The organism is Sphingomonas panacisoli (assembly GCF_007859635.1).
GTDB lineage: Bacteria > Pseudomonadota > Alphaproteobacteria > Sphingomonadales > Sphingomonadaceae > Sphingomonas > Sphingomonas panacisoli.
Map to the genome: position 1 here is coordinate 1296041 of NZ_CP042306.1, position 13819 is coordinate 1309859.

The 13819-nt window shown below is 65.1% G+C and carries 18 protein-coding genes; all 18 read left to right on the forward strand.

What is annotated here, in order from left to right; genetic code table 11:
* The first annotated feature begins 26 nt into the window (after positions 1-26).
* The 18 genes from FPZ24_RS06575 (at position 27) to FPZ24_RS06655 (ending at position 13791) form a co-directional block, all read left to right on the forward strand.
* Entirely contained in the window at positions 27-932 is a 906-nt protein-coding gene (locus FPZ24_RS06575; protein ID WP_146570360.1) for a fructose bisphosphate aldolase, read from the forward strand.
* Positions 932-1603, forward strand: coding sequence for an O-methyltransferase (locus FPZ24_RS06580; protein ID WP_146570362.1), 672 nt, complete (start codon positions 932-934; stop codon positions 1601-1603). Before FPZ24_RS06575 ends, FPZ24_RS06580 begins: the two co-directional genes overlap by 1 nt.
* A 220-nt stretch (positions 1604-1823) precedes the next feature.
* The gene (locus tag FPZ24_RS17545; protein ID WP_240047647.1) at positions 1824-2375 is read left to right on the forward strand and encodes a PEPxxWA-CTERM sorting domain-containing protein; all 552 of its coding nucleotides are present in this window, start codon (positions 1824-1826) and stop codon (positions 2373-2375) included.
* 358 nt (positions 2376-2733) lie between these two features.
* A complete protein-coding gene (gene thiE, locus FPZ24_RS06590; protein WP_146570364.1) occupies positions 2734-3444 on the forward strand; it encodes a thiamine phosphate synthase in 711 nt (236 codons plus the stop codon).
* Between the two features lie 33 nt (positions 3445-3477).
* Positions 3478-4041 carry an elongation factor P gene (gene efp, locus FPZ24_RS06595; RefSeq protein ID WP_146570366.1) on the forward strand — a complete coding sequence of 188 codons (564 nt, stop codon included), beginning with the start codon at positions 3478-3480 and terminating at the stop codon, positions 4039-4041.
* 142 nt (positions 4042-4183) lie between these two features.
* On the forward strand, positions 4184-5002 hold the full coding sequence (locus FPZ24_RS06600) for an inositol monophosphatase family protein (RefSeq protein WP_146570368.1): 819 nt from the start codon (positions 4184-4186) through the stop codon (positions 5000-5002).
* A 21-nt stretch (positions 5003-5023) separates the two neighbouring features.
* Positions 5024-6259 carry an SMP-30/gluconolactonase/LRE family protein gene (locus tag FPZ24_RS06605; RefSeq protein ID WP_146570370.1) on the forward strand — a complete coding sequence of 412 codons (1236 nt, stop codon included), beginning with the start codon at positions 5024-5026 and terminating at the stop codon, positions 6257-6259.
* 52 nt (positions 6260-6311) lie between these two features.
* On the forward strand, positions 6312-6581 hold the full coding sequence (locus FPZ24_RS06610; RefSeq protein ID WP_146570372.1) for a hypothetical protein: 270 nt from the start codon (positions 6312-6314) through the stop codon (positions 6579-6581).
* A complete protein-coding gene (locus tag FPZ24_RS06615) occupies positions 6581-7504 on the forward strand; it encodes a diguanylate cyclase (RefSeq protein ID WP_186729103.1) in 924 nt (307 codons plus the stop codon). The genes FPZ24_RS06610 and FPZ24_RS06615 overlap by 1 nt, the downstream gene beginning before the upstream one ends.
* Positions 7505-7615: 111 nt before the next feature.
* Positions 7616-7990, forward strand: a complete 375-nt coding sequence (locus tag FPZ24_RS06620; RefSeq protein WP_146570376.1) for an NADH-quinone oxidoreductase subunit A — start codon at positions 7616-7618, stop codon at positions 7988-7990.
* Positions 7991-8031: 41 nt separating this feature from the next.
* On the forward strand, positions 8032-8556 hold the full coding sequence (locus FPZ24_RS06625) for a NuoB/complex I 20 kDa subunit family protein (RefSeq protein WP_146574245.1): 525 nt from the start codon (positions 8032-8034) through the stop codon (positions 8554-8556).
* On the forward strand, positions 8553-9458 hold the full coding sequence (locus tag FPZ24_RS06630; RefSeq protein ID WP_146570378.1) for an NADH-quinone oxidoreductase subunit C: 906 nt from the start codon (positions 8553-8555) through the stop codon (positions 9456-9458). Before FPZ24_RS06625 ends, FPZ24_RS06630 begins: the two co-directional genes overlap by 4 nt.
* Entirely contained in the window at positions 9451-10686 is a 1236-nt protein-coding gene (locus FPZ24_RS06635; RefSeq protein ID WP_146570381.1) for an NADH-quinone oxidoreductase subunit D, read from the forward strand. The genes FPZ24_RS06630 and FPZ24_RS06635 overlap by 8 nt, the downstream gene beginning before the upstream one ends.
* Entirely contained in the window at positions 10683-10997 is a 315-nt protein-coding gene (locus tag FPZ24_RS06640; protein WP_146570383.1) for a hypothetical protein, read from the forward strand. Before FPZ24_RS06635 ends, FPZ24_RS06640 begins: the two co-directional genes overlap by 4 nt.
* Complete coding sequence (locus tag FPZ24_RS06645) at positions 10990-11655, forward strand: complex I 24 kDa subunit family protein (RefSeq protein ID WP_146570385.1); 666 nt, start codon at positions 10990-10992, stop codon at positions 11653-11655. The genes FPZ24_RS06640 and FPZ24_RS06645 overlap by 8 nt, the downstream gene beginning before the upstream one ends.
* Positions 11656-11663: 8 nt before the next feature.
* Positions 11664-11822, forward strand: a complete 159-nt coding sequence (locus tag FPZ24_RS17085) for a hypothetical protein (RefSeq protein ID WP_186729104.1) — start codon at positions 11664-11666, stop codon at positions 11820-11822.
* Positions 11822-13126, forward strand: coding sequence for an NADH-quinone oxidoreductase subunit NuoF (gene nuoF, locus FPZ24_RS06650; RefSeq protein WP_146570388.1), 1305 nt, complete (start codon positions 11822-11824; stop codon positions 13124-13126). Before FPZ24_RS17085 ends, nuoF begins: the two co-directional genes overlap by 1 nt.
* Positions 13123-13791, forward strand: a complete 669-nt coding sequence (locus FPZ24_RS06655) for a hypothetical protein (RefSeq protein ID WP_146570390.1) — start codon at positions 13123-13125, stop codon at positions 13789-13791. The genes nuoF and FPZ24_RS06655 overlap by 4 nt, the downstream gene beginning before the upstream one ends.
* The last annotated feature ends 28 nt before the right edge of the window (positions 13792-13819 follow it).

Below are 13819 nucleotides of genomic sequence, written 5' to 3' on the forward strand. Positions count from 1 at the left end.
GATAAAAAATCATCGTGGGGGACCCAATGAACACCGCCGACATGACCGCCAAGATCGCCGCCGGACACGGCTTCATCGCCGCGCTCGACCAATCGGGCGGATCGACGCCCAAGGCGCTGAAGGGCTACGGCATCGAGGCGGATGCGTACTCGAACGATACCGAGATGTATGCGCTGATCCAGGCGATGCGCGCGCGGATCATTACCGCCCCGGCGTTCGGCAGCGGCAAGGTGGTCGCAGCGATCCTGTTCGAGCGGACGATGGACAGCGAGATCGACGGAAAACCGACGCCGACCGTGCTCCACGACCGCGGCGTCGTGCCGTTCATCAAGATCGACAAGGGCCTGCAGGACGAAGTCAACGGCGTCCAGATGATGAAGCCGATGCCCGAGCTCGACGCTCTGCTCGCGCGCGCCGCGAAGCTCGGCATGTTCGGGACCAAGGAGCGGTCGGTGATCAACTTCGCCAACCGCGAAGGCATCGCCGCGATCGTCAAGCAGCAGTTTGAGGTGGGCCAGCAGGTCCTCAGTCACGGCCTTGTCCCGATCCTCGAGCCCGAAACCAACATCAAGAGCGCCGAACGCGCGCAGTGCGACGAAATCCTGACCGACGAACTGCACAAGGCCCTCGACGCGATGTCGGGCGACGCCAAGGTGATGCTCAAGCTGTCGCTGCCCGCGCACGCCGGCCAGTATGACGCGTTGGTCGCGCACCCCCGCGTATTGAAAGTCGTGGCGCTGTCGGGCGGGTATAATCGCCACGACGCGTGCGCCGAACTGGCGAAGAACAAGGGTATGATCGCGAGCTTCAGCCGCGCCTTGCTCGAGGATCTGCGGTTCCAGATGACCGATGCCGAGTTCGATGCCGCGCTGGCCGAGGCGATCGACGAAATCTACGCGGCATCGACCGTCAAGAGCGCGGACGCCGCCTGATGGTCGAGCGGACGCAGCCCCAGGACGCGGGCTGGGCCGCGGTCGATCATTATATCGAGCAGCATCTGCTGCCCGCCGACGCCGCGCTCGACGCCGCGGTGGCGAACAGCGCCGCGCGCGGGCTGGACGACATCGCGGTCGCGCCGGTGCAGGGCAAATTGCTTCACCTGATGGCGCGAATGGCCGGGGCGAAGCGCATCCTGGAGGTCGGGACGCTCGGTGGCTATTCGACGATCTGGCTGGCGCGCGCGTTGCCGGAGGACGGCGAACTGGTGTCGCTCGAACTCGTCGATCACAATGCGAGCGTGGCGCGCGAGAACATCGCCGCCGCCGGGCTCGCCGACCGAGTGACGGTGCTCCAAGGCGCTGCGCTCGACACGCTCGCGACGCTGACCGGCCCGTTCGACTTCGTGTTCATCGACGCCGACAAGCAGAACAACGCGGCCTATATCGACCACGCGATCCGCTTGTCGCGGCCGGGTACGACGATCGTGGTGGACAACGTGGTACGCGAAGGCGGGGTGCTCGACGCCGACAGCGCGGACGAGCGGATCCAGGGCACGCGGGCACTGTTCGAGGCGGTTGCGGCACACCCGCGGCTGACCGCGACGGCGGTGCAGACGGTCGGGGTGAAGAAGTGGGACGGGTTTCTGCTGGCGGTCGTTGGCTAAGACTGCTTTCGACCCAACAGCGGCCTAACCGAGGACGACGCCCACGGCCCGCAAGAGCGCGCCAAGCCGAACGCAGTTCAGGTGTGGATTACCGAGCTGGATTTAGTCGCGTGTCCCGATCTGACACGGACATGATTCACATCAAGTCATTGGTCGATTTGTAAAATTGGCTGCCCGTGTCACAGGTTCGACGCAGTACGCTTAACAGGGGACTAACGTCATGAAGACACTCATCGCACTTGCTGCCGCGTCCACCGCACTTGTTGCGGTTCCGGCGTTGGCGCAAAGCTACAACTTCTCGTTCACCGGTAGCACGCCCACGAGCACGCCCATTTCGGCCAGCGGGACTTTCACCGTCACCGGTTCGACGATCACTGGCATCAGCGGCCAGTACAACGGCGCAACCATCGATCAGCTTTATGCGCCCGGCACGGTGGTCGATTCCGTCAATGACAAAATCGACAATGTGTTCTCTTCGACGGCGCCTTATCTGACCGGTAATGGCGTTGGTTTCGGCATCGTCGGCAACAATCTGCTTTACAATCTCTACTCGACGGGCGCGAACAGCTATGCGCTGTATATCGCGACGTATCCGTCGACCGGCAGCACCGCCGGCAGCACGAACAACACCGTGTCGACCTTCACCGTCTCGCGCGCGACCGGCGCGGTGCCCGAGCCTGCGACTTGGGCAATGATGCTGGTGGGCTTCGGCGCGGTCGGTGGAGCGCTGCGGCGTCGCTCGAAGGTGGCGACCACGGTGCGCTACGCCTAAGCTTTCTCGACTTCGGTAAATCGGGGCGTCGGTCGTAAGATCGGCGCCCTTTTGTTGTTAAGCGGAGCGGTTCGCAGCACAAGGATGGCTGCTTTCCACCCAATAGCCGACAGGCTTGCAATGTAGGATTTCGCCTGACAGCCTTGCCGGGCTCTTTGATATCGTGACGCTCCCGCCATCGTGCTCCTGCGAAAGCAGGAGCCTTAGGGACAGCACTGCCCGCGCTATCCTGAGCTCCTGCTCGCAGGAGTACGGGGGGCCGGCGGGCGACGCCGCTAGTGTCACCCTGGTGTCAACTTAAGCCGATTTAGCCCCACGCCGCATTCGACACTCCGGCGAAAAACGCTACAGGCGGGCGATGGATTTCGACGAAGACCCGCTCGGCCCGCTCGGCCCGCTCGACCCCAATTTCGCCGCGGGGTTCACGCGCGACATACGGCGGCCGGCGTGCCAGCTCTATCTGATCTCGCCGCTCGACGTGACCGGCGGGTTCGCCGATCGCCTGGCGCGCGCGCTCGATGGCGGGCCGGTCGCGGCGTTCCAGTTCCGCGTGAAGGATGTGGACCAGCACGAGGCGGCGCGGCTCGCCGAACCGCTTCAGCGGATCTGCGCCGACCGCGAGGTCGCGTTCATCGTCAACGACAGCGTGTCGCTCGCCAAACGGCTCGGCGCGGACGGCGTGCATCTGGGCCAGGACGACGGCGATCCGCGCGAGGCGCGCGTGGCGCTCGGCCCCGATGTGCAGATCGGCGTCACGTGTCATGCCAGCCGCCATCTCGCGATGGAGGCGGGCGATGCCGGCGCCGACTATGTCGCGTTCGGCGCCTTCTATCCGACCACGACCAAGACGACCGAGCACCGGCCCGATCCCGTCATTCTGAGCTGGTGGTCGACGTTGTTCGAGCTGCCCAGCGTCGCGATCGGCGGGATCACGCCTGCAAACGCCGCACCATTGGTCGCCGCGGGCGCCGATTTCCTCGCGGTGTCGCACGCCGTATGGGGCGGGGACGAGGCGGCGGCGGTCGCCGCGTTCGGGGCCGTGCTTGCCGGATCGGGCAGCGCTGGCTAAAGGCCGCGCTTTCCTATTTCCACAGGCAGCACAATGAAGATCAACGCGGTCGAGATTCGTCCCGGCAACATCCTGGAATATGAAGGCGGCATCTGGCGCGCGGTGAAAATCCAGCACACGCAGCCCGGCAAGGGCGGCGCCTATATGCAGGTCGAGATGAAGAACCTGATCGACGGGCGCAAGAACAACGTCCGGTTCCGCTCGGCGGAAAGCCTGGAGAAGGTGCGGCTCGACACGGTCGATTTCCAGTTCCTGTTCCGCGACGGCGACACGCTGACGTTCATGGACAAGAACACGTACGAGCAGATCACGCTCGACGCCGACATATTGGGCGACGCCGCGGCGTTTCTGCAGGACGGCATGGATGTCGTGATGGAGCTCTGGGAGGAGCGCCCGATCTCTGTCCAGCTGCCCGACCAGATCGAGGCGCTGATCGTCGAGGCCGACGCGGTGGTGAAGGGCCAGACCGCGTCGTCGAGCTACAAGCCGGCGATCCTGGAGAATGGCGTGCGCGTGATGGTCCCGCCGCATATCGGCGCGGGGACGCGGATCGTTGTCGATGTGTACGAGCAGACCTATGTGAGGCGAGCCGATTGATGTTACTCCCCTCCCTGTAAGGGAGGGGCTGGGGGTGGGTGGACGGATCGCGGTACGGCGTCCGGCTCGACCGACCCATCCATAACCCCAGGACGCCACCCACCCCCGTCCCCTCCCTGAAAGGGAGGGGGGAGTTGTTTTGATGCCCAGTCATTCAGGCCTTTTCACCGTCATCGAACGCGCCGCGCGCAAGGCGGCGCCGCGGTTGCGGCGTGACTTCAACGAAGTCCAGCACTTGCAGGTCAGCCGCAAGGGGCCGGCCGATTTCGTGTCGATGGCCGACAAGCGCGCCGAACAGACGCTCGTCGAGGAACTGCGCCACGCCCGCCCCGACTGGGCGATCCTGGCGGAAGAGGGCGGGGAACTGCCCGGCGATCCGAACAAGCCGCGTTTCATCGTCGACCCGCTCGATGGGACCAGCAACTTCCTCCACGGCATCCCGCACTTCGCGATATCGATCGCGGTCGAGGAACCGCTGGCGTCGGGCAAGCGCGAAGTGACGACGGCTTTGGTCTATCAGCCGATGACCGACGAGAGCTTCTGGGCGGAGAAGGGCAAGGGCGCCTGGCTGCAGGACGCGCGGCTGCGCGTGTCGGCGCGGCGCGATTTGGCGGACAGCCTGATCGCCACCGGCATCCCGTTCCTCGGCCATGGCGATTTCGCGCAGTGGAGCCGGATTTTCGGTGCGATCGCTCCGGAAGTGGCGGGTATCCGTCGGCTTGGCGCGGCGTCGCTCGACCTCGCCTGGGTCGCGGCGGGCCGCTTCGACGGTTATTGGGAAGCGAACCTGCAGCCGTGGGACGTCGCGGCGGGGATATTGCTGGTCAAGGAAGCGGGCGGCTTCGTCACCGACTTCCGCGGCGGGGACCGGCCGATAGAACGAAACGAATATCTCGCAGCAAACGACGCCCTGCATTCTAAGCTTCACAAACTGGTCGGTAGTTCGATACGTAATATGTGAGCGGAGGTTCACGATATGCGGGTGGGATTGACGATTGGATTGTTTCTCGCCGCGAGTTCGGCCTTTGCGGAACTGCCGGTCCAACCCGCATCGACCGCGTGGCCGGGGACCGAGATCGCGCTCGGCAGTGCGCAGCAGATAGACGCCGCGGCGGCGCTGTTCCCCAACAGCTCGAATTTGCAGCGTCGCCGGCTTGGGGCGGCGATGGAGGGCGGCGACAAGGCGGGGGCGCTCGACGCGGCGCGCCGGCTCGCCGCGATGGGCGCCAGTCTGTCGCAGGGGTCGCGGACACGGGTGGGGGCCTTCATCGGCGCAGACGCGATGGCGGCGCTGTCACCGCGGTTCGATGCCAATATCGCGCCGACCGGGGCCAGCACGCTCTTCACGACGGTGCCCGAATCGCATCGCCTGATCGAAGGACTGATGTGGGATAGCCGCGCGAAGAGGCTCTATGCGGCGACCGTGGTCGATCGCCAGTTGCTTGCGCTGACGCCGCCCAACGGCGCAACGGTCGCGGCGGCGGGGGACTTCGGCAGCTTGTTCGGCGGGGCGTATGACCCTGTGCGGGGGAAATTGTGGATCGCGTCGGCCTCGATCGAGCAGACGCCCAGGAACGTCGCGACCTTCACCGGGTTGCTTGCGGTCGATGTGCGTGGTTCGGCCAAGCCTGCCACTATTCTCGCACCGGCCGGATCGAACGCGACCTTGGGCGATATCGCGGTGGCGGCGGACGGTACGGTGTATGCGTCCGATGGTCTGAAGGGCGGAATCTATCGGTGCCGGCCGGGATGTGCGCAGCTCGAAACGTTCATCGCGCCCGGGCGCTTTTTCAGCAGCCAGGGGATGGTGCTGTCGCGGGATCAGAAATGGCTCTACGTCGCCGATTATCGTTACGGGCTGGCGGCGGTCGAGCGGTCCACTGGGCGCATCACCCGGATCCTCGGCGACGAGACGATGATGCTCGACGGTATCGACGCGCTGGTCGGCTATAACGGCGACCTGATCGCGATTCAGAACGGCGTCGGCCCGGTCCGGATCCTACGGCTCCATCTGTCCAAGACGGGCGATCGCGTCGAGCGGCTTGACGTGCTGGAGCGCGGCAATCCGGCCTGGGGCGAGCCGTCGCTCTGCGTCGTGGTCGGGAACCGGTTGCTCTACGTCGCCGATCCGCAATGGGACCGCTATGGCGATGGCGGGGTCGCCGCGGCCGACAAACCGGCACGGCCGACCCCGATCCGCGCACTTCGGCTCCGCTGACCTTCTCGCGAGCATAACGCGCCCTTAACGATGACGGGCCTACGCGCGGACTATGTCCGACGGTACGCATCGAACGATCGACGACGCCCTGCTCAGAGCGCGGGTCAACGCGGTCTATGCGCTGGCGCTGCCGACGATCGCGATGGACCTGCTCGGTTCGGCGCTGATGGCGATGTATTTCTGGACCCCGGAGCGCTCGGGCGGGTTGTTCGCCTGGCTCGCCACGACCGTCGTGTTGTGCGCCGCCCGGACCGGTGCCGCGGTAGGATTTCATAGGGGAAACTCGATCCCGTCCCCGCGCGCTCGGTGGCGCGACTGCTGATGCTGTTCGCCGGCTTGTCGGCGATCCTTTGGAGCGGCGCGGTCGGCTGGATGCTGGCGGTCGGCACCGACAACCAAGTCATGTTCGTCGTCTGCATCACGCTCGCCGCGATCAGTATGACGATCGCCAACGTCGCGTATTGGCCGGTCTATGTGATCTTCGCGATCCCGGTGTCGTTGTCGGCGGCGTTCGGGCTCGCCATCTCGGGCCGACCGGGGCATGCGGTGCTGGCAGGGGCGGGATTGGCGCTGGCGGTGTCGATGTCCGCGATCAGCCGCCGGCTCGGCAACCAGATCACGCGTGCGTTCAGTCTCGCCACGGCGAACCAGGCGTTGGTGGATTCACTCGGCGAACGGGGTCGCGAACTCGAACAGGCCTGCGACGCGCTCGAACGCGTCAGCCGCACCGATCCGCTGACCGGGCTCGCCAATCGCCGCTCGCGCGACATGCGGCTCGCTGACGAGTGGACGCGGGCGATGCGGAGCGGCGGGTCGCTGGCGGTGGTCGCGATCGACGTCGATCGGTTCAAGCGGTTCAACGACACGCACGGCCATGACGAGGGCGACCGCGCGCTGCAGGCGGTCGCCGCGATGCTCGAACAGGGCATCCGCGTACCCATCGATCTCGCCGCGCGACAGGGCGGGGAGGAGTTCATGCTGATCCTGCCCGGCGTCGATCTGGCCGGTGCCGCATCGATCGCCGAGCGCGTCCGCGTGATGGTCGCCAAGTGCAGCGCCGACCCGGCGTACGCGCTTCCAGAGAAGATCACGATCAGCCTTGGCGTTGCGGCGATGGAGCCGGCGCTCGGCCGGTCGATGCACGAACTGACCATCGCCGCCGATGCCGCGCTCTATCAGGCGAAACTCGGCGGCCGGAACCGCTACGAACTGGGTACGATCCGGCCCGTCGCCAGCGCCGCCTGACCACGCGCAACGCGCGCTAATTGCGAGTCATTCTCACGCCTCTCGCCCTTGCCCGTTTTGGGGTGCCGTCCTAGAGGGACCGCAACGCTTCGCACTCGCGAGAGAAAGCCTTTGGTCGACCTATCGCAATATCTGCCGATCCTCCTGTTCCTGGGGGTCGCGCTCGCCCTGAGTTCCGCCTTCGTGTTCCTGCCGATGATCGCCGCGCGGTTCACCGGCGCGCACAAGCCGAACCCGGAAAAGCTCAGCGAATATGAGTGCGGCTTCCCCGCGTTCGAGGATCCGCGCAGTCAGTTCGACGTGCGGTTCTACCTCGTCGCGATCCTGTTCATCATCTTCGATCTCGAAGCGGCGTTCATCTATCCCTGGGCGGTCAGCGTGTTCGAGCTCGGCTGGGTGGCGTGGGGGTCGATGATGATCTTCATCGCCGAACTGGCGTTGGGCCTTGTCTACGCATGGAAGAAGGGAGCGTTGGATTGGGAATGAGCAATCTGATCACCCCGCATTCCGGCCCCGTCGAGCTGCCGATGAACACCGGCGCCGGCGCGATCCAGCCCGATCAGGCGTTCTTCGACGGCCTGAACGGCGAGCTGACCGACAAGGGTTTCCTGGTCACCTCGACCGAGGAGCTGTTCCAGTGGGCGCGTACGGGCTCACTGTGGTGGATGACATTCGGCCTGGCGTGCTGCGCGGTGGAAATGATTCACGTCAACATGCCGCGCCACGATCTCGAACGCTTCGGCGCCGCGCCGCGCGCATCGCCGCGTCAGTCGGACGTGATGATCGTCGCCGGCACGCTCTGCAACAAGATGGCGCCGGCGCTGCGCAAGGTCTACGACCAGATGTCGGAGCCCAAATACGTCATCTCGATGGGCAGCTGCGCTAATGGCGGCGGCTATTACCATTACAGCTACAGCGTCGTGCGCGGCTGCGACCGGATCGTGCCGGTCGATATCTACGTTCCCGGCTGTCCGCCGACCGCCGAGGCATTGCTCTACGGCATCATGCAGTTGCAGCGGAAGATTCGCCGGTCGGGAACGATCGAGCGGTGAAGTCGTCCGCGCCCGCCTATACCCCCAATGACGGTGTGATCGACGCGGCCGAGAAGACGCTCGGCAAGCGCGTGCTGTCGAGCCTCGAAGCCGCGTACGAAGTGTCGTTCACGATCGACCGCGAAAGCCTCGTCGAGACGATGATCCTGCTGCGCGACACGCCGGGGCTCGAATATCAGCAGCTGATGGAGATCGCCGGGGTCGATTACCCGGAGCGGCCGGACCGGTTTGAAGTGGTCTATTGCCTGCTCTCGCTGACCCGCAATCACCGTATCCGCGTCCATGTCCAGGCCGACGAGATCAAGCCGGTGCCGTCGGTGACGGGGATCTGGCCGGTCGCGGGCTGGCTCGAGCGCGAAGTGTACGACATGTACGGCGTGCTGTTCGAGGGGAACCCGGACCTACGCCGCATCCTGACCGACTATGGCTTTGTCGGGCATCCGCAGCGCAAGGACTTCCCGCTGACCGGCTATGTCGAGTTGCGCTATTCGGAAGAGACCAAGCGCGTCGCGTACGAGCCGGTGAAGCTGGCGCAGGATTTCCGTACGTTCGACTTTATGTCGCCGTGGGAAGGCGCGGAATACGTCCTGCCGGGCGACGAGAAGGCGCCGGCCGCGGCGCCGCCGCCGCCAACGCCTCCCGCACCGCCGCCCCCAACGCCCAAGGCAACCGAAACGTCGGCGCAGACCGGGGCAGGGAAGGCCGAGCCTGACGCAAAGCCCAAGCCCGCGCGCAAGCCGCCGGTGAAGAAGGCGGAGGTTGCCGCCGCGCCCGAAGCCGGTGCAGCGCCCAAGCAACGCAAAGTCGCCGCGAAGCCGCGCGTAAAGCCCGATGCCGCGACCGCCACCGAGCCCGCCAAGCCGGCCCGCGCGCGCAAGAAGCCGGAGCCGAAGAATGGCTGATTATATCGACAAGCAGCTCGACCGGACCGACGCCGAGGATCCGACCACCGGCGACGTACAGATCCAGAACTACACGATCAATTTCGGGCCGCAGCATCCCGCCGCGCACGGCGTTCTGCGTCTCGTGATGGAGCTCGACGGCGAGATCGTCGAGCGCGTCGACCCGCATGTGGGGCTGCTCCATCGCGGCACCGAAAAGCTGATCGAGTACAAGACCTACGCGCAGGCGCTGCCGTATTTCGACCGGCTCGATTACTGCTCGCCGCTGTGCATGGAGCACAGCTTCGTGCTCGCGGTCGAAAAGCTGCTCGATCTCGAAGTGCCGATCCGTGCGCAATATCTCCGCGTCTTCTTCGCCGAATTGACGCGCATTTCGAATCACATGCTCAACCTCGGTAGCCACGTCATGGACGTCGGCGCGATGACGCCGAACCTGTGGATGTTCGAACTGCGCGAGGATTGCCTCAACTTCTTCGAACGCGCGTCGGGCGCGCGGATGCACTCGAACTATTTCCGGCCTGGCGGCGTGCATCAGGACGTGCCGCTCAAGCTGTTGACCGACATTGCCGACTGGCTCGACACGCGCGTGCCGCGATTGTTCGAGGACGCGATCAGCCTGGTCGCCGACAACCGCATCTTCAAGCAGCGCAATGTCGATATCGCCGTCGTGAGCCGCGAGGACGCGGTACGTTGGGGGTTCTCCGGCCCGATGATCCGCGGCTCGGGCATTCCGTGGGATCTGCGCAAGTCGCAGCCGTACGACGCCTATGCGAAGATGGACTTCGACGTGCCGGTCGGCACGCGCGGCGACTGCTACGACCGCTTCATGGTCCGCGTCGAGGAAGTCCGCCAGTCGGTCCGCATCATGAAGCAGTGTCTGTCGGAGATGCCCGCCGGCCCGATCGCGAGCGACGACCGCAAGGTCGTCCCGCCCAAGCGCGCCGAGATGAAGCAGTCGATGGAAGCGCTGATCCATCACTTCAAGCTCTATACCGAGGGCTATCACGTCCCCGCGGGCGACGTGTATGTCGCGACCGAAAGCCCCAAGGGCGAGTTCGGCGTCTATCTGGTCGCCGACGGCAGCAACAAGCCGTACCGCTGCAAGATCCGCCCGACCGCGTTCAGCCACCTCCAGGCGATGGACTTCATGTCGAAGGGCCACATGCTCGCCGACACAACCGCCATCCTGGGCGCGCTCGACATCGTGTTCGGGGAGTGCGACCGGTGAAGACGCCGTGGCACACTCTTTATGATGCTGGAGACAAACTCGGCGACCGGTTTGACAAGGGCGGTTCTTTCGCATCTTCGAAGATCGTCGGGCTGTTTTATTTTCTGGCGATCTTAGCTGCCATCGCGCTGTCTGCATTCGCCGTTCACCTGTTTGCGAGGGGTTCCACCGTCGACAGCTATTTCCAGTCGAATTTTGACACGGTCCTATACGTCACGGCGGGGCTATTCATTGTTTACATGATCGGCCGAGGGTTTTGGGACGCGTTCTGGCAATCTGGCAGCCAAACTCACGAGAATAACAATGGCTGAAGCCCCTCAAATCCCCGACGAAGCCGAAGTCCGCGCGCGCTGGGGTGATTTCGCGTGGACCGACGCGAACGCCGCCAAGGCGAAGGAAGTGATCGGCCGCTATCCGCCGGGCCGCGAGCAATCGGCGTCGATCCCGCTGCTCGATCTCGCCCAGCGCCAGGTCGGGGCGGAAACCAACACGCAGGGCTGGCTGCCGGTCCCGGTGATCGAGTTCGTCGCGCGGGCGATCGGCGTGCCGTACATGCGCGTCTACGAGGTCGCGACCTTCTACACGATGTTCAACATGGCGCCGGTCGGTCGCTATCACGTCCAGGTCTGCGGCACGACGCCGTGCATGCTGGCGGGCAGCGACGATGTGCTGGCGGCGTGCAAGAACCACGGGCTGGTCAAGGGGCGGACGACGCCTGATGGCCTGTTCACGCTGACCGAGGTCGAGTGCCTGGGCGTGTGCGCCAACGCGCCGATGGTCCAGATCAACGACGATAATTACGAAGACCTCGATTACGACCGCACGATCGCGGTGCTCGAGGCGCTGGCGCGGGGCGAGACGCCCGCCGCCGGATCGACCATCGGCCGCCGCGCGAGCTGTCCTGAGGGTGGGCCGACCAGCCTGAAGGAAATGGCGACCGAGAACCACGACTACCGGGGGCAATGGTGATGCGCGGGATGAACCCCATTCTCGCGGTGTTCGTGATCATCGGCGCGCTGGTGGTGCTGGGGGTCGTCCTCAAGATCGCCTTCGCGCTGATCGGTATCGTGTTGGCGGTCGGGATCGTGCTGGTCGCCTTCTACTTCCTGCGTGGTGCGATGGGAGGGCGGCGCTGATGCTCGCTGACAAGGATCGCATTTTTACCAACGTTTATGGCTTCCAGCCCTGGGGTCTGGCGGCCGCGAAGAAGCGTGGTGATTGGGATAACACCAAGAAACTGCTGGAGATCGGCGCCGACACGATCATCGACCGCATCAAGGCGTCGGGCCTGCGCGGGCGCGGCGGGGCAGGGTTCCCGACCGGCACGAAATGGGGCTTCATGCCCAAGGAACCGCGGCCCGACCGGCCCAACTTCCTAGTCATCAACGCCGACGAATCCGAACCCGGATCGTGCAAGGACCGCGAGATCATCCGCCACGATCCGCACAAGCTGATCGAGGGTGCGCTGGTCGCCGGCTTCGCGATGCGCGCGCGGGCGGCGTACATCTACATCCGTGGCGAGTATATCCGCGAGGCGGAAACCCTCTTCGCCGCGATTGCCGAGGCATATGACGCCGGGTTGATCGGCAAGAATGCTTGCGGATCGGGTTATGACTTCGACGTGTTCTGCCACCGCGGCGCGGGCGCGTATATCTGCGGCGAAGAAACCGCGATGCTCGAAAGCCTGGAGGGCAAGAAGGGTCAGCCGCGCCTCAAGCCGCCATTCCCGGCGGGCGCGGGCCTTTATGGCTGTCCGACCACGGTCAACAACGTCGAGAGCATCGCCGTCGCCCCGACCATCCTGCGGCGTGGTCCCGAATGGTTCGCGAGCTTTGGCGCGGAGAACAACAAGGGCACCAAGCTCTTCCAGATCAGCGGGCATGTGAACAAGCCGTGCGTGGTCGAGGAAGCTATGTCGATCCCGTTCCGCCAGCTGATCGAGGAACATTGCGGCGGCATTCGCGGCGGGTGGGACAATCTGCTCGCGGTGATCCCGGGCGGATCGTCGGTGCCGCTGGTCCCGGCGGCGCAGATCATGGACTGCCCGATGGATTTCGACGGGCTCAAGGCGCTGGGCTCGGGTCTCGGCACCGCGGCGGTTATCGTCATGGACAAGTCCACCGACATCGTCCGCGCGATCAGCCGCATCTCGTACTTCTACAAGCACGAAAGCTGCGGCCAGTGCACGCCGTGCCGCGAAGGTACTGGCTGGATGTGGCGGGTGATGGAGCGGCTGCGCACCGGCGATGCCGACATTTCCGAAATCGATACCCTGTTCAACGTGACGAAGCAGGTCGAAGGCCACACGATCTGCGCATTGGGTGATGCCGCCGCGTGGCCGATCCAGGGCCTGATCCGCCATTTCCGTCCCGAAATCGAGCGGCGCATCGCCGAGCGCGCGGGTGGCGATCTATCCCCGATGCAGGAGGCTGCCGAATGACGATGGGGCGGCCCCTGGCGCTGGCGCTAGTCGCCGCTTGCTGGGTGTTGCCGGCGAGCGGGCAGTATAATTTGCCGACGCCCAACGCGGCCGTACCACCGTCGCGTCCGCTGTCGGAGGTCGATCAGTCGCGCGAAATGCTGAACCAATACGGCTATTGCGTGATGATCCAGAATTTCGGCAGCACGCGCCGCGCATTGGCGTTGCCCGACGACGCGGCGGTCGAGCGCGCGCTGATGAAGCTGACGACCAACGACTGCCTTTTTGCCGGCCAGTTGAAGATGTCGCCGGCCTTGTTGCGCGGCGCGGTCTATCGCGCGATGTACATCCACGATTTCAGCTATCTTTCGCAGACGATGCGCGCCGCCGTGACTCCCGCGAGCGGACAGCCGGGCGAAGAGGTAGACGCTGCCCCATCGACGATGTTCGGCGGCTGCGTGGCCAAGCTTGCGCCTACTGCGACGCGCGATTTCGTGATGGCTAGTGCGGCGACGCCGGAAGAGAACAAGGCGCTGGCGGGGCTTGCGAGCGCACTCGCCGATTGTCTGCCGCCCAAGCAGGAAATGCGTCTTTCGCGTTGGGGTTTGCAGGCAACTCTGGCTGAGGCCGTGTACAAGCGTACGGTCGCGCAAATCGACAAAACCAAGGCTCTGGGGGCGAAGTGATGTCTGGAAGGAATGCCCCAGCGCATCC

Excerpts from the sequence above, each read along its gene's own strand:
- FPZ24_RS06580 (WP_146570362.1), top strand. The coding sequence starts at position 932 with ATGGTCGAGCGGACGCAGCCCCAGGACGCGGGCTGGGCCGCGGTCGAT.
- FPZ24_RS17085 (WP_186729104.1), top strand. The coding sequence starts at position 11,664 with ATGAACCCCATTCTCGCGGTGTTCGTGATCATCGGCGCGCTGGTGGTG.
- FPZ24_RS06635 (WP_146570381.1), top strand. The coding sequence starts at position 9,451 with ATGGCTGATTATATCGACAAGCAGCTCGACCGGACCGACGCCGAGGAT.
- thiE (WP_146570364.1), top strand. The coding sequence starts at position 2,734 with ATGGATTTCGACGAAGACCCGCTCGGCCCGCTCGGCCCGCTCGACCCC.
- FPZ24_RS06655 (WP_146570390.1), top strand. The coding sequence starts at position 13,123 with ATGACGATGGGGCGGCCCCTGGCGCTGGCGCTAGTCGCCGCTTGCTGG.
- FPZ24_RS17545 (WP_240047647.1), top strand. The coding sequence starts at position 1,824 with ATGAAGACACTCATCGCACTTGCTGCCGCGTCCACCGCACTTGTTGCG.
- efp (WP_146570366.1), top strand. The coding sequence starts at position 3,478 with ATGAAGATCAACGCGGTCGAGATTCGTCCCGGCAACATCCTGGAATAT.
- FPZ24_RS06575 (WP_146570360.1), top strand. The coding sequence starts at position 27 with ATGAACACCGCCGACATGACCGCCAAGATCGCCGCCGGACACGGCTTC.
- FPZ24_RS06600 (WP_146570368.1), top strand. The coding sequence starts at position 4,184 with ATGCCCAGTCATTCAGGCCTTTTCACCGTCATCGAACGCGCCGCGCGC.
- FPZ24_RS06610 (WP_146570372.1), top strand. The coding sequence starts at position 6,312 with ATGTCCGACGGTACGCATCGAACGATCGACGACGCCCTGCTCAGAGCG.
- FPZ24_RS06645 (WP_146570385.1), top strand. The coding sequence starts at position 10,990 with ATGGCTGAAGCCCCTCAAATCCCCGACGAAGCCGAAGTCCGCGCGCGC.
- FPZ24_RS06615 (WP_186729103.1), top strand. The coding sequence starts at position 6,581 with ATGCTGTTCGCCGGCTTGTCGGCGATCCTTTGGAGCGGCGCGGTCGGC.
- FPZ24_RS06625 (WP_146574245.1), top strand. The coding sequence starts at position 8,032 with ATGAACACCGGCGCCGGCGCGATCCAGCCCGATCAGGCGTTCTTCGAC.
- nuoF (WP_146570388.1), top strand. The coding sequence starts at position 11,822 with ATGCTCGCTGACAAGGATCGCATTTTTACCAACGTTTATGGCTTCCAG.